General features: G+C 41.1%; 21 protein-coding genes and 2 tRNA genes. 9 read left to right on the forward strand and 14 right to left on the reverse strand.

Annotation, left to right across the window (positions count from 1 at the left end; translation table 11 throughout):
- Positions 1-4: 4 nt before the first annotated feature.
- The gene (locus tag ABJH64_RS02240; protein ID WP_348275086.1) at positions 5-895 is read right to left on the reverse strand and encodes a PPK2 family polyphosphate kinase; all 891 of its coding nucleotides are present in this window, start codon (positions 893-895) and stop codon (positions 5-7) included.
- Between the two features lie 117 nt (positions 896-1,012).
- Here ABJH64_RS02240 and ABJH64_RS02245 point away from each other — a divergent pair, with 117 nt between their 5' ends.
- From ABJH64_RS02245 to ABJH64_RS02255, 3 genes are all read left to right on the forward strand, one after another.
- Positions 1,013-2,134, forward strand: coding sequence for a DUF5009 domain-containing protein (locus tag ABJH64_RS02245; protein WP_348275085.1), 1,122 nt, complete (start codon positions 1,013-1,015; stop codon positions 2,132-2,134).
- A 78-nt stretch (positions 2,135-2,212) separates the two neighbouring features.
- The gene (locus ABJH64_RS02250; protein WP_348275084.1) at positions 2,213-3,214 is read left to right on the forward strand and encodes a hypothetical protein; all 1,002 of its coding nucleotides are present in this window, start codon (positions 2,213-2,215) and stop codon (positions 3,212-3,214) included.
- Between the two features lie 26 nt (positions 3,215-3,240).
- Positions 3,241-3,774 carry a DUF4287 domain-containing protein gene (locus ABJH64_RS02255; RefSeq protein ID WP_348275083.1) on the forward strand — a complete coding sequence of 178 codons (534 nt, stop codon included), beginning with the start codon at positions 3,241-3,243 and terminating at the stop codon, positions 3,772-3,774.
- Positions 3,775-3,967: 193 nt separating this feature from the next.
- Here the strand turns inward: ABJH64_RS02255 and ABJH64_RS02260 are convergent, their stop codons facing one another.
- A complete protein-coding gene (locus ABJH64_RS02260; RefSeq protein WP_348275082.1) occupies positions 3,968-4,867 on the reverse strand; it encodes a DUF3078 domain-containing protein in 900 nt (299 codons plus the stop codon).
- Positions 4,868-4,910: 43 nt separating this feature from the next.
- On the opposite strand from ABJH64_RS02260, the gene ABJH64_RS02265 reads away from it, so the two are divergent.
- Together ABJH64_RS02265 and ABJH64_RS02270 are read left to right on the forward strand one after the other, a co-directional pair.
- The gene (locus ABJH64_RS02265) at positions 4,911-5,186 is read left to right on the forward strand and encodes a DUF202 domain-containing protein (RefSeq protein ID WP_348275081.1); all 276 of its coding nucleotides are present in this window, start codon (positions 4,911-4,913) and stop codon (positions 5,184-5,186) included.
- Positions 5,187-5,189: 3 nt separating this feature from the next.
- Complete coding sequence (locus ABJH64_RS02270; protein ID WP_348275080.1) at positions 5,190-6,971, forward strand: SLC13 family permease; 1,782 nt, start codon at positions 5,190-5,192, stop codon at positions 6,969-6,971.
- 217 nt (positions 6,972-7,188) lie between these two features.
- On the opposite strand, the gene ppk1 is transcribed toward ABJH64_RS02270, so the two are convergent.
- From ppk1 to ABJH64_RS02295, 5 genes are all read right to left on the reverse strand, one after another.
- A complete protein-coding gene (gene ppk1 / locus ABJH64_RS02275) occupies positions 7,189-9,312 on the reverse strand; it encodes a polyphosphate kinase 1 (protein WP_348275079.1) in 2,124 nt (707 codons plus the stop codon).
- A 108-nt stretch (positions 9,313-9,420) separates the two neighbouring features.
- Complete coding sequence (gene gyrB, locus ABJH64_RS02280; RefSeq protein ID WP_348275078.1) at positions 9,421-11,379, reverse strand: DNA topoisomerase (ATP-hydrolyzing) subunit B; 1,959 nt, start codon at positions 11,377-11,379, stop codon at positions 9,421-9,423.
- 168 nt (positions 11,380-11,547) lie between these two features.
- Positions 11,548-11,946, reverse strand: a complete 399-nt coding sequence (locus tag ABJH64_RS02285; protein WP_348299413.1) for a CoA-binding protein — start codon at positions 11,944-11,946, stop codon at positions 11,548-11,550.
- The gene (locus ABJH64_RS02290) at positions 11,912-12,880 is read right to left on the reverse strand and encodes a GNAT family N-acetyltransferase (protein ID WP_348275076.1); all 969 of its coding nucleotides are present in this window, start codon (positions 12,878-12,880) and stop codon (positions 11,912-11,914) included. Before ABJH64_RS02290 ends, ABJH64_RS02285 begins: the two co-directional genes overlap by 35 nt.
- A complete protein-coding gene (locus tag ABJH64_RS02295; RefSeq protein WP_348299411.1) occupies positions 12,877-13,695 on the reverse strand; it encodes a 1-acyl-sn-glycerol-3-phosphate acyltransferase in 819 nt (272 codons plus the stop codon). Before ABJH64_RS02295 ends, ABJH64_RS02290 begins: the two co-directional genes overlap by 4 nt.
- 327 nt (positions 13,696-14,022) lie before the next feature.
- Here ABJH64_RS02295 and ABJH64_RS02300 point away from each other — a divergent pair, with 327 nt between their 5' ends.
- The 4 genes from ABJH64_RS02300 to ABJH64_RS02315 all read left to right on the forward strand — a co-directional run bounded on the left by ABJH64_RS02300 (position 14,023) and on the right by ABJH64_RS02315 (position 17,137).
- Positions 14,023-14,919, forward strand: coding sequence for a class I SAM-dependent methyltransferase (locus tag ABJH64_RS02300; protein ID WP_348299410.1), 897 nt, complete (start codon positions 14,023-14,025; stop codon positions 14,917-14,919).
- A 14-nt stretch (positions 14,920-14,933) separates the two neighbouring features.
- On the forward strand, positions 14,934-16,124 hold the full coding sequence (locus tag ABJH64_RS02305; RefSeq protein ID WP_348276086.1) for an aspartate aminotransferase family protein: 1,191 nt from the start codon (positions 14,934-14,936) through the stop codon (positions 16,122-16,124).
- Between the two features lie 58 nt (positions 16,125-16,182).
- Positions 16,183-16,602 (forward strand): peptide-methionine (R)-S-oxide reductase MsrB, encoded by a 420-nt coding sequence (msrB, locus tag ABJH64_RS02310; RefSeq protein WP_348276085.1) that lies wholly within the window; start codon positions 16,183-16,185, stop codon positions 16,600-16,602.
- Positions 16,603-16,885: 283 nt separating this feature from the next.
- Positions 16,886-17,137, forward strand: coding sequence for a type II toxin-antitoxin system PemK/MazF family toxin (locus tag ABJH64_RS02315; RefSeq protein ID WP_348334389.1), 252 nt, complete (start codon positions 16,886-16,888; stop codon positions 17,135-17,137).
- Positions 17,138-17,227: 90 nt separating this feature from the next.
- On the opposite strand, the gene ABJH64_RS02320 is transcribed toward ABJH64_RS02315, so the two are convergent.
- From ABJH64_RS02320 to ABJH64_RS02350, 7 genes are all read right to left on the reverse strand, one after another.
- Positions 17,228-18,376, reverse strand: a complete 1,149-nt coding sequence (locus tag ABJH64_RS02320) for a DUF4221 family protein (protein ID WP_348276083.1) — start codon at positions 18,374-18,376, stop codon at positions 17,228-17,230.
- Positions 18,377-18,523: 147 nt separating this feature from the next.
- Complete coding sequence (locus tag ABJH64_RS02325) at positions 18,524-19,084, reverse strand: 1-acyl-sn-glycerol-3-phosphate acyltransferase (RefSeq protein ID WP_348276082.1); 561 nt, start codon at positions 19,082-19,084, stop codon at positions 18,524-18,526.
- Positions 19,081-19,884, reverse strand: a complete 804-nt coding sequence (locus tag ABJH64_RS02330; RefSeq protein WP_348276081.1) for a patatin-like phospholipase family protein — start codon at positions 19,882-19,884, stop codon at positions 19,081-19,083. Before ABJH64_RS02330 ends, ABJH64_RS02325 begins: the two co-directional genes overlap by 4 nt.
- On the reverse strand, positions 19,874-20,713 hold the full coding sequence (locus tag ABJH64_RS02335; RefSeq protein WP_348276080.1) for an MBL fold metallo-hydrolase: 840 nt from the start codon (positions 20,711-20,713) through the stop codon (positions 19,874-19,876). Before ABJH64_RS02335 ends, ABJH64_RS02330 begins: the two co-directional genes overlap by 11 nt.
- A gap of 51 nt (positions 20,714-20,764) precedes the next feature.
- Complete coding sequence (locus ABJH64_RS02340) at positions 20,765-21,712, reverse strand: acetyl-CoA carboxylase carboxyltransferase subunit alpha (protein ID WP_348276079.1); 948 nt, start codon at positions 21,710-21,712, stop codon at positions 20,765-20,767.
- 141 nt (positions 21,713-21,853) lie between these two features.
- Positions 21,854-21,927 (reverse strand) — tRNA-Asp (locus tag ABJH64_RS02345).
- A gap of 60 nt (positions 21,928-21,987) precedes the next feature.
- Positions 21,988-22,061, reverse strand: a tRNA-Asp gene (locus tag ABJH64_RS02350).
- Positions 22,062-22,166: the final 105 nt, after the last annotated feature.

Consider the following 22,166-nt stretch of genomic DNA (forward strand, 5'->3'; position numbering starts at 1 on the left):
GCCACTAGGAATTCGTTTCAGGCTTGCTCAATATTTCCTTGTAAAATGCGATATTCTTCTTCACATCTTCGTCAAGTTCTGGCTCATCTATGTCTTTAAGCTTATGCATTTGTTCCAAAATTGCTTTAGCTACTAGTACCCGGGCAGTTTCCTTATTATCCGATGGAATCACGAACCAAGGAGCGTGAGGTTTGGAGGTCTTGTTGATTGCTTCTTCATAGTACTTTTGATAGTCATCCCATCGTTCGCGCTCTTTTAAATCACCAGGCGAAAACTTCCAATTATGCTTTTCCTTATTTAGTCTTCGCAAGAGCCGCTGTCTCTGCTCCTCCTTGCCTAGATGTAAGAAAAACTTCAAAATCACGGTGCCATTCTCGCTGATTTGTTTTTCAAAATTGTTGATTTGGTCAAAACGACTTTCCCAAAATTCCTCTGTGATATCATCCAATGAATTGATACCTGGAATATTTTCCCCCAAAATATACGTAGGGTGAACTCGAGTGACTAACACATTCTCATAGTGCGTTCGGTTGAAAACACCATATTTGCCGCGCTGAGGAAGGCAAACAGTATGTCTCCAAAGAAAATCATGCTGAAGCTCGAGCTTTGAAGGAGTCTTAAAACTATGCACCACCACACCTCTGGGATTAAACTCTTTGAAAACTTCCCGAATCAAACTATCCTTCCCCGCAGTGTCCATTCCCTGTAGGCAAATCAAAACGGAATACTTATTATGAGCGTACATGGTGTCCTGATGATCACTGAGCTTCTCTCTCAATTTGTTCAGTTCCTTGTCTTTTTTCTTTTCCGATGCCTCTAGGTCAATGGAAGTAGGAATGTCTTTTAGTGAGATAGGTTCAGTCACTTTGAAGTCGTCAATAGCTATTTTTTTCATGCGGTTTCTGATTTTGTGCCTATAAAAATTCTGTTTCCAAGTATAGAACAAGATAATATTTTATCTTAACCCAACAGAAACCCTTAACCTTTTATCCTTAATTCCCTCACTGTTAAAATGACCCCAACTTCTATTTTGCCAGGCTTGACCAATCGATATCTGGCTCTCGATGTACTACGAGGAATGACAGTAGCTTTCATGATCGTAGTGAATACCGCTGGCGATTGGAGCAATTTATTTGCGCCCCTGGCACACGCTAGCTGGCATGGCTTCACTCCCACTGATCTAGTCTTTCCTACCTTTTTGTTTGTGGTAGGAAATGCAATGAGCTTCTCGATGAAAAAACTTCAAGAGATGAATTCAGGAGCTTTTTTCAAGAAAGTAGGAAAAAGAACCATTCTCATTTTTATGATCGGTTGGCTGATGAGTGCTTTTCCTTTTTATGATGTAACCTCGATTTTGGAAGTGCGCCTTTTCGGAGTTTTACAGCGCATTGCCCTATGTTATTTCTTTGCCGCTATGGTGCTGTATTATGGAGGCATTAAAGGAGCTTGGACGTTCAGCGGGTTCGCTCTTTTGGGCTATTGGGGGATTATGTATTTTTTTGGGGATGCTGGTGACCCCTATAGCTTGACTGGCAACGCCGCCCTAAAACTGGATCTAGCGCTCATAGGTCCAGAGAGGATGTATGGAGGAGAAGGAATTCCTTTTGACCCAGAGGGAATACTCAGCACCCTACCCGCTATCGTCAATGTGATCGCTGGCTATTTGGCGGGTAAAATGATCCAGAACCTAGGCAACACAATGAAAACGCTTAAGAACCTCATGATGATAGGTCTTGGGCTAGTAATAGCAGCTTATCTATGGGATATTTTTTTCCCTATCAACAAAAAAATATGGACGAGCTCCTATGTACTTTTAACTACAGGAATTGACCTGATCCTGCTCGCTGCTCTGGTGGGAATAATTGAAATCAAGAACTGGAAAGGTTGGACATATTTCTTTGAGGTTTTTGGAAGAAATCCACTCATTCTATACGTGCTAGCCGGTTTATTGGTCACTGTGCTTTCTTTAGTACCAGTAGGAGGAACTACGCTGAAAGGCATCATCTATCAAAATTTCTTTACTAGTTGGCTCGCTCCAAAAACGGCCTCCTTCCTCTTTGCATTTAGCTATATGCTTATGATTTGGTTGATTGGATTTTGGATGGACAGGAAAAAAATCTACATCAAGGTATAAAGTCAATAATTTGCTATTCAGTCATTTAAGCAAAAAAAATGTAACTTCATAGCAACTTTTACTTTAACCTACATTTTTATGAAACTAAAAATCGGAGTTTACAATGTAGAATGGATGCGCGATCTTTTTGATGCCGAAGGCAATCCCAAAACTACAGGAAAAGAACATGCCCGAAGTCAACAGCTAGCGGAAGTGATCCAAGCGATGGATGCTGATTTTCTGGGAATAGTCGAGGGTCCAAACACCTTAGTAGATGGCTCAAAAACAGCATCCGCACAATTGGAAATCTGGACTCAGACGTATATCCCTGGATCTAATTACAAGGGAATTCACGGATTCCCATCAGCAGGTCAGCAGGAACTTTGTGCGATTTACAAACCGGATAAACTGAAGGTTCTTTTCACGCCCGTGACCAAGGAAGGAAGTCGATTTGACGAACCGTTTCTGCAAGACACGACCAATCGACTGATCAAGGAGCAGTACCGACACTATCGCCCGCCACTAGAACTGAGTCTGTTGGGTATGGATAATGCTTTAATCACTCGAGTGATCATAGCTCATACTAAGTCGAAAGGGATTTTTGACATGGTGGATTACGCTAGGTTTGAGCAGATTTCTGCTCGAGATCGACTGAAGTTATTTGCAGAGTGCATGTCCATCCGGGAGAGATGCGATGAATATTTAGAAAAAGGCCAAGAAGTCATTGTCATGGGCGATATAAATGACGGATTTGAATTGGATTTCTACGAAAACAAATTCTCTAAAAGTGCGGTCGAAATTCTTCTTGGAGACCTGTGGAAACCAGAATTTGTGCTTAAGCCAGTTCTTCCAAAACCAAAACTAACTAGCTATGGCTACACGCCTTTTTCCAGCAAATACAAAGACCGAATCACGGGAGATCAGCTGAATGTGCTGATAGATCACATCTTGGCAAGTCAAGGGATTAATTTCTCGCAAGGTTTGGTTTGGAATCCTCTACAGGAAAAAAGTAACCCTGCTATACAGGCAATCAGTGAATCGCTGAAAAAGGCCTCAGACCATTTCCCCGTTCTCTGCGAAATAGATATTTCAAAACAATAAACACTATGGATCAGGCTGCGCAAACAATGATTGATAATTTAGAGAAAAACACAGGCAAAAGTCTAAAGGAATGGATTAGGATAGTTCAGAAGGAAGGCTTTGAAAAGCATGGCGAGATTCTTAAATTTTTAAAAAGCGAACATGGGTTCACGCATGGTTTTGCAAATCTTGTCGCACATAAAGCCCTGAAATCAGACGCCGGTTCTGCATCAGAAACTGGTGACTTAATAATCAAGCAATACAAGGGCAAAGAGCATTTTTTGCCAATTTATGAAAGACTACATGCAGAGCTTACTGCTTTAGGGAATGATGTAGAGTTTGCACCTAAGAATGCGTACGTGAGTGTCAAGAGGAAAAAGCAGTTTGCGATGCTTATCCCAGCTACCAAAACAAGATTTGAAATTGGTCTTAACCTGAAAGGCCTGCCTGCTGAGGGTATTTTGGAAGCAGACAGCAAAACTAATGGAATGTGTAGTCACAAAATTCAGCTTTCAAACGAAGCAGGTGTCACTACAGAAGTAATCCGTTGGATTGAGAAGGCTTATGATGCTGCAGGTTGATTTTTTAAACAGAAAAAATTGAATTATTCCAAGAGGTATCAAGCTGAATTCTGAAAGGGGCAATAAAAAAGCAGGAGAAGATCTCCTGCCCTTTATTTGAAAACTAAACCAACTATTATTTAACTACCACAATGAATTCAAAAATAATACATTTATGATAGAATCAAAATTCCAAATAAAAATTTGTTAAAGATTATTTCTTCTCAGGGAAGTTACCTCGTTTAAATGCAATTCCTAATGCTAAGCCTTGAGAAAATTGGATTTTACTATCCTGATCCAAATCATAGATCATTAAACTAGTCAAACTAACATTGACCAAATTGGAAACTTTGGCTGTCAAGCCGAAGTCCAACCGATGATCGATCGCATCGAAAGCCAAAGTTTCATAGTTAGCAAACATTTGATACCTAAGCATAAGCGAGAGGTTTTCTGAAAGCTTCTTATTGTAATCAGCCATCAGGCTGAACGCTAGCCATTCAGTTCTTACCGTTTCGCCTATCTCTACCCCATAATTTTTAGGCACATTCAAGTACAAGTCTTTGTCCGTTACAAATGTCCATCTAGGAGAGAATGGCGATATTCTAAGGCTAAATTCATCATTGGGCTTATATTCAATACCCAAAGAAGTGGTAATGTAAGCTGGATTGGCAAACTTAGAAATCAGGATTCGATCAGCATCTTCAGGGAATTCATATCCAGGTGCAAACTGCGATAAGAAATTAGCTGCAAAGAAATAATTCCACTTGTCGTTGAGTTTATATCCGACTTTTGAATCGAGAAAAATCCGGTCATTAGATTTGCGACCTTCTTCATCTTTATTTTTCACCACACCGTAGATAAAATCCATGGTATTGTCCCATGACCATTTGTCTTTTGCATAATTTGCTCTACCATTCAGATAGACACCTACCGCAATAGAATTCACACCGCCACCTTGCCAGTTGCCACTAAATGAAGCCTGATTGAGGTTGAGACCTCCCTGAATTTCTTTTAGCCAGTAGCTAGTATCTTGGGAGGATAAGGTAGAATCACTTTGGGCAAGCACTTGCCCAAAGAGCAAAACTGAAAGGAAAAATGTAAGAATTCTTTTCATAATAAATAGATGTTATATTAATTCAACTTAACTAAACACAAATATGGAAAATGACTTGGAAAGAGAATTAATAATTCGTGATTATTTGGCTAGACAGCGAACAACTCTTTCAAATAGCAGAACTTTATTGTCATTTATTCGCACATCTCTCTACTTTCTAGTGTCGGGCACTGCCCTATTTGAGGTAAAGGAATTAGACCATGTAAGAGAGCTTGGCTACTTGGCATTCGGATTGAGTTTGATTTTTTTAATTGTTGGTATCGTAAACTATTTACGCATCCGAAATAAACTTAGAAAAGGAAATTATCTAAAGATGTAATTAATGACTTTCGAAATCGGTCTTGTTTTTTCAATCATTATTCTCGCTGTCATTTTATTTTTTACAGAGAAATTCACCATAGACACTGTTTCTATTGGAGTGATGGTGACTTTTCTACTTACAGGGATATTAGATATTGAGGAGGGATTGTCCGGTTTTTCCAATCCAGCTACCGTTACTGTTGCCGCCATGTTTGTGGTTTCGGCTGCAATTTTTAATACCGGGCTTTTGGATAGTTTCACACACAAACTAAGCTCTCAAGCTAGCAAGGGGCAAACACATCTGCTATTCACACTAATGGGATCAGCAGGTTTTCTATCAGCCTTTATAAGTGATACAGCAGTGGTCGCATTGCTCATGCCAGCCGTGATCCGATTGAATACAACCGATAATATCCCTGCCTCTAAGCTTCTGATGCCACTTTCTTTTGGTGCTTTGATGGGTGGAATCTGTACGCTCCTAGGCACCAGCACTAACATCCTAGTAAGTGGGATAGCCGAAAAAGCCGGCCTTCCCTCTTTTGGAGTGTTCGAGATGAGTTTAATGGGCTTAGTGTTCTTCGCAACAGGATTAATCTACATGCTTACGATTGGTAGGTGGCTCACTCCTTCCAGAAAAACTAAATCAGAATTGGGGGACAGTATTCAGCTGGGAAATTACCTTTCAGAACTTATTATACAAAGTGATTTCGAACAGTTAAACGAACCGTTATATAAGCAAACGCTTTTCGAAAAGCTACCAATCAAACCACTTCAGATCATCCGATCCGATGGCAGAAAAGTACACGTCTATCCTAACACAGCCATACAAGAAGGTGATATTATCCGAATCACTAGCGACAAAGGAAATTTAGAAAAAGTAAAAACCACTAAAGGAATAGAACTGAAGGCGGATCTGAAATGGCATGCTGAAAACATCACGGATGATGAGGAAAGACTCTATGAAGCAATGGTCACACCCAATTCTTTTTTAATAAACAAGAGCATCAAAGGTCTGAATTTCAAAAAATTATACAACCAAGTTTTAGTCATCGGAATAAGGCATAGATCCGATATGCTAGAATCCCTCCTCTCTAAGACAGCCTTGCGTGCAGGTGATGTGCTACTACTTAGGGCAACTGAAGATTCCATCCAAAGTATAGAAGGTAGCGACGACTTACTTTTACTTTCTGAAACCAAAAATAAAAGCCTAAATAAAACTAAAAGCATATTGACCTTAATTGTGCTGGGTTTAATTATTGGTCTAGCTTCATTTGAAGTATTCCCGATTGTGGTCACTGCGGTAGCGGGAGCTATTGCATTGATCATGTTGAGATCGCTGAGTGCCGAACAAGCCTATAAAGCCATAGATTGGAAAGTAATCCTTATGCTAGCTGGAGTCCTATCTATGGGGATGGCGCTGGAGAAAACCGGCGGGTCTCAATTGATTGGTGCTTCTATCGTAGAGGAAGTTGGTCAATACGGCCCAAGAGCCGTCATGAGCGCGCTTTTTGCGCTTACATTCATCCTTACCAATGTGATGTCTAACAACGCTACTGCCGCACTTCTTGCACCTATTGCTATAAGTATCGCCGCAGCACTAGAAGTAGATTCTCGACCTATGCTTATGGCGGTAACATTCGCTGCTAGTCTTAGCTTCATGACTCCTATGGGCTATCAGACAAATACCATGATTTATACTCCTGGAAATTATAGATTTAGTGACTATATAAAAGTCGGTACTCCTTTGAATCTACTGCTGTGGATAGTAGCTACTATATTTATCCCCTATTTTTTCCCATTCTAAAAAAATAGCACCGAGGTGAATCCCGATGCTATCTGATTTTTTAAGTAGGTGTATCCGCATTGTTACCGATCAAGTGCCTCAAGCCTTATGGAATTGAGTTGACTTAAGAATTGAGGCTGCTTCGATCACCTTCTTTCTACGTGATCGGTAAAGAATTTAAGGTGACTGGAATCCTTACAGGTAATCATGTTTTTTAGAAATATGAGTTCATTAGGTTCTATTTTACCAGTTCAACTTGCATGATACTATCAGCATCCAGCTTAAAGAATTCTCGGTGAACATTAAATTCTGGGACATCACCTGCTGGCCTTTTCGCAATGTATGTTCCATCCTCCTGCATTACATAAGCATTGACGTTATCTTTTAGATTATACGCCAAAATATTCATCAATTGCTTTTCCAGCAGTGGAGATTCCACTTTGAATAGTGCTTCCAATCGCTTGTCAAAGCTTCTCACCATCATATCCGCACTTCCTGCGTAGGTTCTCGTCTCCCCGTTGTTATGGAAATGATAAATTCTAGAGTGCTCCAAGAAATCGCCGACGATAGATAACACTTCGATATTATCACTCAATCCAACCCTCCCCGGTCTGATGCAGCAAATACCCCTGACGATCAATTTGATAGTAACCCCGGATTGGGAGGCACGATAAAGAGCATAGATAATCTCGGAGTCTTCTAGGGAATTGACTTTGATAAAAATCCCACTTGGAAGTCCATTCTTGGCATTTTCCGCTTCATTTTCAATGTATTCAATCAACTGATTTCTCATATCACGTGGAGCAGTGATTAGATTTCGGTATTGAGAAGGCATGGAGTGGCCAGTGATTACATTGAAAAACTCCGATACATCATTGGCCAAGACCTCATTGGTAGTCATCAATCCAATATCCGTGTAAAGCCTAGCTGTATCTTCATTGTAATTCCCAGATCCCAGATGCACATAGCGAGTGATCTCGCCGCCGTCTCGCTTGACGATGAGAAGAAGCTTGGTGTGTGTCTTCAGATGGGATATTCCGTAGATCACAAAGCAGCCTGCTTTTTGGAGCTTTTTCGCTTCCCTAATATTATTTTCCTCATCAAATCTAGCTTTCACTTCGAATAGGACAGATACGTGCTTTCCGTTTTCTGCGGCTTTCAAAAGTGCCTTGGTGATTCTGCTATCCTTCGCTAGTCGGTAGATAGTCATTTTAATAGCCATCACATCAGGGTCTTCTGCAGCTTTTTCTATCAGGTCCAGAATCGGGTCAATGTTATTATAAGGATGATGAAGAAGAATATCTTTTTCTTTCAACACGTCAAAAATATCGGCAGCCCCCTCATCCTGGTAGGAAAGTGGCTTCACCGGATCGGGTATTTGAGGTAGGCGTTCCCGGAATTTCTTATTGCCGACGATCTGCCATAATCCTGTGAAATCTAATAAGCTATTTCTTTTCACCAGAAAAACTGAATCCATTTTCAGATTCCATCTTTCCAACAGGGAGTTCATCATCCACTTACTATAGCCTTCTTCTATCTCTATTTTGACCACTCTCCCACTTTTCCGTTCCATTAGCTTTCGCTTCACTTCTTCTAGAAAGTTGGCATCCATATCTTCACTTTCTTCCAAAGTGAAATCACCATTTCTGGTAATTCTGAATAGACTGATTCCTTCAATTTCGACATTGCGGAAAAGAGAGACAATATTTTCACGTATCACTTCTTCGATAGGTATCAGCAATAGAGAATCCTCCCGCTCGATCTCGAAAAAGCGTGGAATATTCGCAGGAATCTGCACGAAACTCATCTTGCGCATATCCTGCCTATCTCCTGGGCTAGTAGTCACCACACCAAATACCAAGAGCTTATTCATCAAAATCGGAAAAGTACGGTATCCATCATATACCATCGGAGTGAGCATGGGGTAGATGGCTTTGACAAAGTAATCGTGTACCTTCTCTTGTTCCTTGTCGGTGAGCTTAGACGTATTGCAGAGAATAACACCTTGTTCGATTAACTCCGGCATCATCACTTGAGTGAAGTGATCATGCTGAGCTGTGTGGAAAGCCTGACTTTCATTCATCAATTTAGCCTTAAATGGCTCCTCTCTTAGGCCCGAGTAATCAACTCGCTCCTTGTCATAGTCCAAGTAGTTGTATAGTGATCCTACACGAATCATAAAAAACTCATCCAGATTGGATGCGGTAATTGCCAGAAATTTAAGTTTCTCAAAAACGCTACGATGCATTTTCTTGGACTGATCCAAGACACGCTCATTAAATTTCAACCAGCTTAAATCCCTACTCACCAGATCACTCTGCTGTATAATCGAATCGTATTTTTGAACCTCCGCTAATTTCATTGAATTCAAAGTTAATAATGTGAAAGCAAGTTAAGTTTTGCTTTTTTATTTTGGGTTTATCCTTAAAATATTTAATAAAAAAGGGGCTAAAAAGCCCCTTAAGAATGATTATGTATCGATTTTGGCGTATTTCGCATTCTTCTCGATAAACTCCCTCCTCGGAGCGACCTCATCACCCATCAGCACGCTAAATAGATGGTCAGCTTCTGCGGCAGATTCAATATTCACCTGTTTGATGGTTCTCACATTGGGATCCATGGTAGTAGTCCAAAGCTGCTCAGGATTCATTTCTCCTAGACCTTTGTATCGCTGAATACCTACACTGTCTTCTCGCCCATCCTTTGCCATTTCGGCCGTGAGGATTTTACGTTCCTCCTCTGTCCAGCAATATCTCTCGTCTTTTCCTCTTTTCAATAAATACAAAGGAGGCAAAGCAATATATACATAGCCATTCTCGATCAATGTTCTCATATATCTAAAGAACAAAGTGAGAATCAAGGTTCTAATGTGTGATCCGTCAATATCAGCATCCGTCATGATGATGATTTTGTGATAGCGAAGATTCGAAAGGTCTAATTCCTTATCGTCATTCACAGTACCGATTTTAACACCCAGTGCCGTAAGAATGTTTTTTATTTCTTCGTTGTCATAAATCTTGTGTTCATGTGCTTTCTCCACATTGAGGATTTTACCTTTCAAAGGCAAAATAGCCTGAAAATCCCTATCTCTTCCCTGCTTGGCAGATCCACCTGCAGAGTCCCCTTCGACTAGGTAAAGTTCACAAACGGTTGGATCAGAATTCGCGCAGTCCGCCAACTTACCAGGCAGACCACCGCCGCCCAGCACATTTTTACGCTGAACCATCTCGCGCGCTTTTCTAGCAGCATGTCTAGCTTGAGCTGCCAAAATCACCTTCCCTACGATAATCTTGGATTCCTTCGGGTGTTCCTCAAGCCACGATTGAAGTGTCTCAGAAACAGCCGAATCCACAGCACCTACTACATCAGAATTACCCAACTTGGTCTTGGTCTGTCCCTCAAACTGTGGCTCTGCCACTTTCACAGAAATCACAGCTGTGAGCCCTTCACGGAAATCATCACCAGAAACCTCCATTTTGAGCTTGTCCAACATGCCAGATTTATCGGCATAGGATTTCAATGTTCTAGTCAGCGCTCTTCTGAATCCTGTGACGTGGGTCCCCCCTTCGTAGGTATTAATAGTATTTACATAGGATACTACATTTTCAGTATAGGAGCTATTGTAGCTCATTGCCACTTGCACTGGCACTCCATTCTGCTCTGATTCGATGTAAATCGGGGCATCAATGATTTTTTCACGACTTACGTCTAGGTATTCGACGAATTCAACCAACCCTCCTTCAGAGTAAAACTCATCAGATTTGAAGGTTCCATCGTCTTCTTTCTCTCTAAGGTCAGTTAGGTAAATCCGGATTCCAGCATTCAAAAATGCCATTTCCCGCAGCCTGTTGGCGATAGTTTCGTACTTGTATTCTGTAATTGCAAAAATACTGGAGTCAGGTTTGAAGTGAATTGTAGTTCCTCTTCGATCCGTTTCTCCTACTTGTCTGGCTGGATATTGCGGAACACCGATTTTAAATTCCTGCTCAGTGATCACGCCATTTCTATAAACGGTTGCTTTCAGATCCTCCGAAAGAGCATTCACACAGGATACACCCACGCCGTGCAAACCGCCAGAAACCTTGTAAGTGTCCTTATCGAATTTACCACCGGCATGAAGCACAGTCAATACAACTTCCAAAGCAGATTTTTTCTCTTTGGCGTGCATATCTGTAGGAATACCGCGGCCGTTATCCTCTACTGTGACAGAATTATCTTCATTTACTGTGACTTTGATCGTATCGCAATGGCCCGCGAGTGCTTCATCTATTGAGTTATCTACAACTTCCCAGATCAGGTGATGGAGTCCTTTGACGCCGATATCACCGATATACATGGCAGGTCTCTTACGAACCGCCTCAAGACCTTCTAATACCTGAATATTACCGGCACCGTATTCGGCTGGATTCTTAGCTTTTTCTTCACTCATATGTTTTGGAGAAAACCCTCAAATTGGGGCTAAAAAGGTGATTTTAAGTTCTTTTTTGGATGTCGCAAGATAGGTAAAAAATGTGACTAAACACAGCTTTTCCCCATTCTACATTATCGGAAAAACCTTGAAAATATAAGCCCATCAACAAGCTGATTTACAAGGCTATTAATACTGATTTGAGCTTAACATCACCAAAGTACAGGCTTCTAATACAGCAATACCTTCGGCTTTTGCTTTTCTATAAAATATAGGATTCTCTGTTCCTGGGTTAAAAATAATCCGCTCAGGTTTTAAACTGATCAAATAATCGATCCATTCTTCCTGATTGGCAGTACCCACATACATCGTGATGGTGTGTATTTTCTCCAACTTAGGCTTAGACCTTAGATCCAAGATATCTTCACCAAAAACAACCCCCGATTTAATTCCAATTGGTACGAAGGGAATTCCTGCTTTAGACAATCGATTAGCTGCAAAGTAAGCGTAGCGTGATGGGTTGGTAGTGGCCCCGACGATCAAAGTAATTTTATCAGACATCTCCTCTACTTCCAAAGGTTTTGTCACGCTCGAAGGTATCCATGTGCCTGTGCTTTTTGGTCTCATAGATATCCGCAAGAGTGATTAAAATTCCAGTCTCTTCTACCTCCCCGAACTCGTCATTCAGGGCAGTGCCGAACGTCATCATCGTTGGAGAAAGGTTCATGTAGGTATTGATCAAAGGCGGAATATTCTCCCCATAGGTTCGAATCCTACCATTCAGCAATTTGTACCCTTCTTTGTATTCCAAGCCCTCAAAAGGATTTCCAGACTTTGGAAGATCGGTTTCATAACCCAGCTTCAATTCATCTTTTGGGGTCACCAGTTTGTCTTTATCGGGAAAATAGTAGTTCATAAACATGAGTAACAAGTCCCTGGCTTCGCGGTTGAAATGAGGGTACATCGTCACTTTACCAAATAGGTATTTGACGTCTGGATTCATCAACACCACTGCTCCTAACCCATCCCAAAGGTTATCCAAACTAAAAATCCCCTTTCTGTTATCTAATGCAGGCTGGTACTTAGGCTGCACAAAAGAGCGGCCTAGCTCTATAGTAGAGGGTATAAAATCTTTTATAAATCGCTCAGTAAAATCGAATAAATGCGTGGTAGAAAGATTCAAACTTCCGTCTCCGTTGATAGAATTACTGCATTTGATTAATCTGTAGCCAGCCACAATCTCCTCATCTTCAGGATTCCAGGTGATTAACTGTTCGTAGCAATTTTGGCAAGTGTCATTTTCATCCAGATCCAACTCAAGGCCTGTTCCGCCTCCAGCAGCTCTAAAGGTCAATTCCCGTAACCTTCCGATTTCTCGGACGACATTTGGGGAGTTATGGAAATTAACCAGGTAAACCAAGTTGTCTCCATTATTAGTGTATCGTAAAAACCTCTCCGGCACTAGCTCAGCTTTCAGTAGCTCCTTATCAATTGCCGGAATTATCGCTTGTTCTCTATTCATCCTTTTTTACCAAGTTTGTAAACAACTTCCTTCACCTCCTCAGCCCATTGACTATCCGTTTTGGAAGAATTCAGGCTCTGATAGGAAATCTGTTCACCTACCGTGATCACTACCTTTTTTCCTTGCTGCTTATATAGTTCATCAGCTAAATAGAACATCTCAATATTGGCTTTTATCCCAATTTTCTTTCTCCAATATGCCAAATTGTAAAAAAAATTGGAATTTTTACCCCCTATAAAACAAGGTAGGATATCTTTTTTATATTTCTTCGCTTTGGAAATAAAGCTCTTTTTCCACTCCAAATCTTTTATCCCAATCTCATCTTTACGTGACACCAATCCTGCCGGAAAAACTATAACGGCATACGATTCTGAATAAGCTGATTCGATAGCAGTCAGTGTATCTATCGAATTTTTGCCATGTTTATTGATGGGGACAAACAAGGGATCAAAATTTTTCAACGCCATCAAGATATCATTGACGAGAAATCTCATATCTGTCCTTACCTGGCTAATCGCCTGCATCAAAGCTATGCCATCAATACCGCCCAGTGGATGATTAGCCGCGAGAATAATTCCTCCTGTTTTTGGAATATTCTCCGCACCCACCAGCTCCACTTCTATATTGAGTTCACTGATTATGCCTTTTGCAAAATCAATCCCATGCAGATGATCCACTCGATCAAGTATCTGATTCATCCATTCTTCATGTGTCACTCTCTTGATATAGTTCAGCACAAACCCAGGCATCCACTTCAAAAGTGCAGGGTTTTTAGAGGCAATAAGTTTCTCGATATCGATGAATTTCTTAGACATCACTTAGGTAAATTGGCAGGCGGGTCTTTAAGCAAAAGGCGAAATAGTTCTATTGCTGCTTTAAAGTAAGGCTAAAAGTACAATAAAACAGATTTAGCTGTACGATTCAAAGAGCAAGAGCTAGTACTTCCCTGAAAACCAATTCAGTTAATTTCTCTAAGGCAAAAACCCTAAACAGCCTAAATCTTAGTTGAAGTAGTATGAAGTGTCTTTAGATAAACTACTCCAAACTTACGCAAGAAGCCATCCAAAACTCGAATCGCCAGGCACCTTCCTGCATGCCTCCAATTAATTCCCTATTTTTGCTTCCTGAAAAATAGACAGCTTATGAACGAATCCATCCTATCACTTTGTCCTGGCCCATGGAAAGATTATGAACTCATTGACACAGGAGGATTTGAAAAATTAGAACGATTCGGAGAATTTATCCTGAGCAGACCAGAGCCTCAGGCTATTTGGGACAAAACTCTTCCAGAAAGTGAATGGAGAAATCGAGCCCACGCGCATTTTGCAAAAGAGAAAAGTAATCCTGAAAAAGGAAACTGGGAACAATTGAAAAAAATGCCTCATAACTGGGCTATCAAATATGCTAATCCTGAAGGATTGAACTTAAAGTTAAATTTGGCTCAAACTTCCTTCAAGCATATCGGGCTATTTCCAGAGCAAGCAGTCAACTGGGATTACCTATACAAAACGATCAAGCGTTCTCCAGTAGAAAAACCGAAAGTCCTCAACCTTTTTGCTTACACCGGAGCTGCAAGTGTAGCTGCCAAAGCTGCTGGCGCTGATGTCACGCACTTAGATTCGGTGAAGCAAGTCGTGACTTGGTCTAGACATAACATGGAATCATCCGGTCAAACTGATATCCGTTGGATGGTGGATGACGCGATGAAATTCATCAAGCGGGAAGCTCGCCGCGGCAATAAATACAACGGAATCATTCTAGATCCCCCAGCTTATGGTCGTGGGCCTGATGGAGAAAAATGGGTGCTGGAGGAGCAAATCAATGAAATGCTGAAAGTTTGCGCTGAGATTTTAGATCCAAAAGATCACTTCCTTTTGCTCAATATGTATTCGCTTAGCTTCTCCTCCCTCATCGCTGCTAATCTGATCAACACGACCTTCAAAAATGTGAAGAACGCAGAGCATGGCGAACTTTACCTTCAGGACAATCAGAACAAAAAACTTCCGCTGGGAATCTTCTTTAGGTTCTCGAGCTTTTGATCTAAACTCTAGTAATGAATAACCGTCAGCTTTTCCTACAGCATTTAGCCCAAACCACAGATTTCCCTTTGATGATAGAAGTGGAAAAAGCAGAAGGAATCTACCTTTATGGGGCAAATGGCGAGAAATACATAGATCTGATCTCAGGAATCGGCGTGAGCAATGTAGGACACAGACATCCACAAGTGCTCGACGCAATCCACCGTCAGCTGGACAAATACCTTCACCTCATGGTGTATGGTGAGTATGTCCAAAGCCCACAATCCTTGTTGGCTAAAGCCCTCACCGATACCTTACCCGAGATTTTAGACAACGTCTATCTGGTAAATAGCGGCAGCGAGGCGATAGAAGGCGCTTTGAAACTAGCGAAAAGATATACGGGAAGGCCTAAGTTAATTTCCTGCGTGGACGCCTATCACGGAAGTTCTCACGGTTCTTTGAGTGTGGGAGGAAATGAGATTTTCAAGCAAGCCTACAGGCCGCTGCTACCCGGTGTGAGCCATATTCGCTATGGTGAGATTTCAGACCTGGAAATTATTGATAAGCAAACAGCCGCAATCCTGATTGAAACCGTGCAAGGTGAAGGTGGAATCCGCGTTGCTTCCAAAGAATATTTCCATGCCCTTCGGAAGCGATGTGACGATACAGGAACCTTGCTGATTTTGGATGAGGTTCAATGTGGCTTTGGAAGAACTGGGAAATTCTGGGCATTCGAGCACCATGGAATCATTCCTGATATCTTAGTTTGTGCCAAAGGAATGGGCGGAGGAATGCCAATCGGTGCGTTCATTGCAAATAAGGAAGTGATGGGTGTATTCAAAAACAATCCAATCTTAGGTCATATCACGACCTTCGGCGGCCATCCGGTAAGCTCTGCAGCTTCTTTGGCTACGATAAAAATACTTTTGGAAGAAAACCTTATTGAAGAAGTTGAAGCGAAGGCGGAATTATTCAAGGCGCTATTAGTTCACCCAAAAATCAAAAGTATCAGAAATAAAGGTTTGCTGATGGCTGTGGAATTCGAATCTTTCGATGTGCTAAAGCCGATTATCGACACAGCGATTGAGATGGGAGTGATTACTGATTGGTTTTTATTTTGTGATGATTCCATGCGAATAGCTCCTCCCCTGACGATTTCGGTAGAGCAAATTCATGAAGCTTGCGAAGTAATTTTAGCGTCAATTGAGAAGGTATTTCCTTCATAAAAGCTGACACTTTTTTTCTGGAGAGAAACTTCTTTAGCTCTCTCCGGGTTATACCCACATGAAAAACCAAGAAAAAAAAACTTATCCCGTTCAAAAATCAGAAGACCAATACCGTAAAGAACTAGATCCAGATTCTTTCCGAGTTTTACGAGAAAAAGGAACAGAAAGGGCTTTTACTGGTCAATATTACCTCAATTCGGAGACAGGCATTTATGGTTGTAAAGCCTGTGGGAATGAGATTTTTCACTCTTCCAAGAAGTATGACAGCGGATGCGGATGGCCGAGTTTCACTAGTCCCATCACTCCAGATGCTATTGATGTTCACATGGATTATACACACGGAATGATTCGAGAAGAGATTTTGTGCGCCAACTGTGGCTCGCATCTCGGGCACCGATTCCCCGATGGTCCCAAAGACAAGGGAGGAATCAGGTACTGCATCAATTCGGTGAGCTTGGATTTTGAGAAAGGAAACTAGTCGTCAGGTATAATTACTTTAGAGACTCAAATCTTTATGATCATGTCAAACAAGAACTCATAACTAAAACAGTTACTATTTTGGATTAGCTTCCAGTGGAAAAGATTAAGGAGATAAATGATTTTGCTGATTTTATCTTGAAAAAGCTTGAAGACAAAACACTCCAAGATGGAATCAATCATCTGGTTCAAAAGGGTAAACCGTACAACTTTTTAGAAAAAGAAGATAATATTTATACAGTAGAAGATCTTAAAGTACGATACAAAGGACAAAGGGAGACATTATTCTCGTCCCCTTCACGGCTACAGATTTATCAGGATTAAAAAATAGGCCAGCCTTAGTTTTATTAGCTTCTGAATTTGACGTTACCGTCGCCTTTATTTCCACTCAGATAAAAGTATCCTCACCATTTGATTTGCTAGTTCATCCAACGACAGAGAATGGACTGAAAAAAGACTCTATAGTCCGAGTTTCAAAAATTGCCACCTTGGATAAAGAGATCATTTTGGGCAGATTAGGTAGAAGCTACCGATGATTTAATATTAATTGATTTGAAATTGATTCAGGCCTTTGAAATTAAAACCTGACATTTTCTTCACATACCTGCAAAGAGTTCTTCAAACCCCTAAATATCCTCAATTTTAACAATCACGAAAGCCAGTTCATCATCGATATTTTCAAAAATCCAGATGTTACCATCTTTGGCAAAATGAACGTTGGGAGATTTGGTTAATTCCGGGATTTGAGCTTCGGCGAGCAAGTTAAATTCTTTGTCGAAGATGCTGAGATAAACCTCTGCTCCAGTGCTGACATAGGTATCATATTCCGTTAGCTCATCGCTATAGTGTTTCTTATCTGAAAACCTGAAATAGCGTTGGTTTTTCTCATCCCAGAAAAAGCTTCCATAAGAGATTTCCTCTCCGATTTTGCGCTCCACATCTTTAATTCCTCCAGAGGTATATTCTACCGTTTTGGGAGGATTGTACTCCTTCTTGTAACCTAACAAGGGAGTGTCCCATTTTTTCAAGTAAACACTATCACCTTCCGAATCATATACCTGAACCTCATTGAAAGCGTTGGAACTGATCAATAAATCACCGTTGGCAAATAATGGATAAGCTCCTGATCCATACCCTCCTGCATCATTTCCATCATAAAGAATCTTGACATACCGCTCAGAATTCTTAGCCCAATCAGGAAGTTCGATCTTTTTAAAAGTTCGATTCTTCAGATCAAAATCAAGTATAAAATCGGTGTTACTTTCCCAATGAGTAATTACACCTAAGAATCGTTCAGGGTTGATCTCATCCTGGTAGAGGCTTCGTGGGTAATAATCGGTGCCTCCTAGGTATTCTTTAGCTATCTCTCCTAGTTCCAAATCTCTCAAGAGCTGACCATTCTGATCAAAAATTTTATGAAAACGGTAATTCAATACCAATAAATTCTGATTTGGCAGAATCGAAAGTTGAGGGTAATCGCCGATTCCATTCGGGCCTTCTTTTTCATATTGGATCTTTTTATCCAAAACCAGCTGATTCAGATCAATTTTCTCCGCAGAATTATCCTTTCTATTGAAGTTGAGTAGATAGCTTTTGTCATCTGACAAACTTGAAGAATACAACTCATCTTGCAAATAAAGAAATTCATTTCCTGGGTCGATCATAACCGTATCTAGTGATACCTTGATCTGATCAGAAATTGTTGCTTTTTTTTCTTCAGTAGAAGAACAAGAGCTTGCAAGTAGTAAAAGTAAAATCCCAGTTAATAGTTTCATAGGGTGTATTTTTAGAAGTCGAGTAAAAATCAATTATTCCAAAAGATAATTGACAACCTCTAAATACATGGAATGTAGGATGTTAGAAAAAGTTAAAAGTTGAATTAGACTCGTGGATTTTAACTTTCAAACTTCAGACTTTAGCTTTCAGAGAATTCCTTTCTCGGGATGTTTACCCGTAACTGTTCTTCCAAAAACTTTCATCTCCTCGATCTGCTCCTCCATGTTTCCGTCAGGATAGATCACCGGCCCAATCCCAGCTTCTTTTTTCTTATAGTCTAGATATCCTATGACCACTGGAACATTTGCTCCAAGGGCGATATGGTAAAATCCTGATTTCCATTTCTTCACTTGGCTCCGAGTTCCTTCTGGAGTTACCATGATTACAAGCTCATCTCGTTCGTTCAGCATGGAAACCATGGACTCGGTGTAAGTTTGTTTTCTACCACCTGGCACACGCTTTCTGTCTATGGCTATCGCGCCCAATCCTTTGAGCAACCAACCCAATGGACCAACCATTACTTCTTTTTTGATGGTAAATCGTACAGGAATATCCATGAGAAAGAATGCGGATCTCGCGTATAGGATATCCCAGTTAGAGGTGTGAGGAATCGCGATGAGCACCGCTTTCTTAAGCCCCTTAGGCCAATTGTCATTCAGTGACCAACCCGAAATCCAAAATACCAATCTGGACAAAAACTTCATCATGCTTTATTAACTTTTTTAGTATCAACTGCCAAATCCAAAATCGTAGGATTAGAATCAATATAACTCACCGTATAATCGTATCCCACTCCGAAGAGCTCTGCAGCTTTTTTAATGTCAAAAACACCATATTTGCCGAGTCCAGGAGGCTCAATAAAATAGTCACATTTGGATTCTCTGCTATAGACATTGTAATTCATGGCCATAATCACAGAGCGTTCTATCAATTTCTTCATGTTGCTGACATTGCTTTCTTCTGGTAATTGATTGCAATTAACTCCGATCACATAGTCGCAAACTCCTTCGAGTGGTTCTACAGGTAGATTGTTTAGCACTCCGCCATCTACCAGATAGCGCTCACCGATTACAATAGGGTCAAACATACCCGGAATGCAAGACGAAGCCATGATCGGACGGATTAATTCTCCTTCAGAATAATAGCGAACTTTACCCTTTTTGATGTCCGTGGCAGCTACCGACAGCGGAATCTTCAGTTGAGCAAAATCATCATGCTTTAGGTACAACTTAAAAAGGCTCCCAACAGAATCCATTTTCAGGAATCCAGTCAGAGAAATAGCCGGACGCATGAACTTGAAATAATTGGTTTCAACGATGATTTTTAGAATTTCGTCAGGCAGATAGCCTTGACAATACATAGCTCCAGCTATCGCTCCAGCAGAAGTCCCAGACACTTTGGTTGGTTTGATGCCTGCTTCATTTAGAGCTTTCAAAACCCCCAAATGGGCTATCCCACGAACACCCCCGCCTGATAGAGCAATTCCTATCTTTAGATTAGATTTCATCCAATCGAAAAGTTTGATCCAAACGCACTCCCTTCTCAGTCATCTTTACGGTACAGCACTCGTGCTCAGCATCGTGCTCCAAAAATAAAATATACTCTTCTCGCGCAGCTTCTTCTAAAAATCTGGATTTTTCATCCATCGTTAGCAGTGGGCGGGTATCGTATCCCATCACATAAGGTAAAGGAATATGACCGACAGAAGGAAGTAAATCAGCCACAAAAACCAGTGTTCTTCCTTTATATTGAATCTTGGGAAGCATTTGCTTATCGGTATGTCCATCTACAGTAATGAAATCAAATCCATGCAAAAATGACTTTTTCTCAAGATCCAAAAATTCCAACTGTCCAAGTTCCTGCATCGGAAGAATATTGTCTGTTAAGAAGGATGCTTTCTCTCTAGGATTCGGAACAGTTGCCCACTGCCAGTGATCCTTGTTGGACCAGTAAGTAGCACGTGGAAAAGTCATCTCGAATTGCCCATGAGACCCGTACTTCACTCCACCTCCGCAGTGGTCAAAATGCAAGTGAGTAAGAAAATTATCGGTAATTTGATGTGGGCTTACGCCAATCTTTTTGAGGCTTTTATCCAAAGAATCATCTCCATGAAGGTAGTAATTGGAGAAAAATTTGGCATCCTGCTTATCCCCGATTCCATTATCTATCAATACAATTCGGTCCCCATCCACTAGGAGCAAAGATCTCATAGCCCAGGTGCAAAGGTTATTCTCGTCGGCTTGATTTGTTCTTGACCAAAGTGTCTTGGGTACCACGCCAAACATGGCTCCTCCATCCAATTTAAAAAAACCAGTATTGACTACACGTAATTCCATAATATGAAAGAAAAATCCCGGACTTTGATCGAAGTCCGGGCTTTAAATAGTTTACTCAACTACTACACCCATCGAGCAGAATTTGTCGATGCGCTGTTCAATTCGTTTTTCCGCCTTGATTTTATCTAACTCCTTTAATGCTGCTAAAATAGCTTCCTTCAAAGTAATCGCCATTTTCTTCATATCTCTATGAGCTCCCCCTAGCGGCTCAGGTATGATCCCGTCCACTAGGCCATTGCCTTGCATATCAGTAGCTGTCAATTTGAGAGACTCCGCAGCCTGCTCTTTGTAATCCCAGCTTCTCCACAGAATCGTAGAGCAGTTTTCTGGAGAAATAACAGAATACCATGAATTTTCCAGCATCAATACTCGGTCTCCGATCGCGATACCCAGCGCACCGCCTGAAGCACCTTCACCAATTATGATACAAATCACAGGAACCTTCAGCATGAACATATCTCGGATATTCCTGGCGATCGCTTCTCCCTGCCCTCTTTCCTCAGCTTCCAACCCTGGAAATGCGCCCGGAGTATCAATCAACGTAACGATAGGCTTGCCGAACTTCTCAGCCATTTTCATCAAGCGTAATGCTTTTCTATACCCCTCTGGATTCGCCATTCCGAAATTTCTGAGCTGCCGCTGTTTAGTATTTCTACCTTTCTGCTGCCCGATGAACATCACGGATCTGCCGTCAAGATCTCCTAAACCACCCACCATTGCTTTATCGTCAGCTACATTTCTATCTCCATGGAGTTCGATGAAGTCATTGGTCATCTCATAAATATAATCCAGTGCATAGGGCCTATCTGCATGCCGGGAAAGCTGAACTCGCTGCCAGCGGGTCAGATTTTGAAAAGTTTCTTTTTTCAAAGCGAGGATTTTTTCTTCAAGGGATGTAATATCCGAACTTAAATCGATATTTCTGCCGATGGCCAACTCCTTCATTTCCTGAAGTTTTTGCTCTAAATCAGCTATGGGTTTTTCGAATTCTAATACCATTCTGGAGATTTTTGTAAAAGCCAAAGATAAGAATATACCCTTGGGAATTAAAATTTTTAATATTCCGCGAGCTTTTAAAAATATAACAGGGTTGAAAGAGTACTAAAACAAAAAAGTCCCGAATTTCTTCGGGACTTTATGCGGAATGGACGGGACTCGAACCCGCGACCTCCTGCGTGACAGGCAGGCATTCTAACCAGCTGAACTACCACTCCAATGGGTTTCAGTATTTACTCGAAATAATTTCAATTGACGACATATTCATCAATTTTAAGCGGAATGGACGGGACTCGAACCCGCGACCTCCTGCGTGACAGGCAGGCATTCTAACCAGCTGAACTACCACTCCAATAGTTTAATTTGTCACTAGTTGATGAACTTTTTCATCAATGTCAATCGAAATGATGGATGCTAACTTGAGACCTTCCCGATGTATCGGGACAGGCATTCTAAC

The organism is Algoriphagus sp., assembly GCF_039969895.1.
Taxonomy (GTDB): Bacteria; Bacteroidota; Bacteroidia; order Cytophagales; family Cyclobacteriaceae; genus Algoriphagus.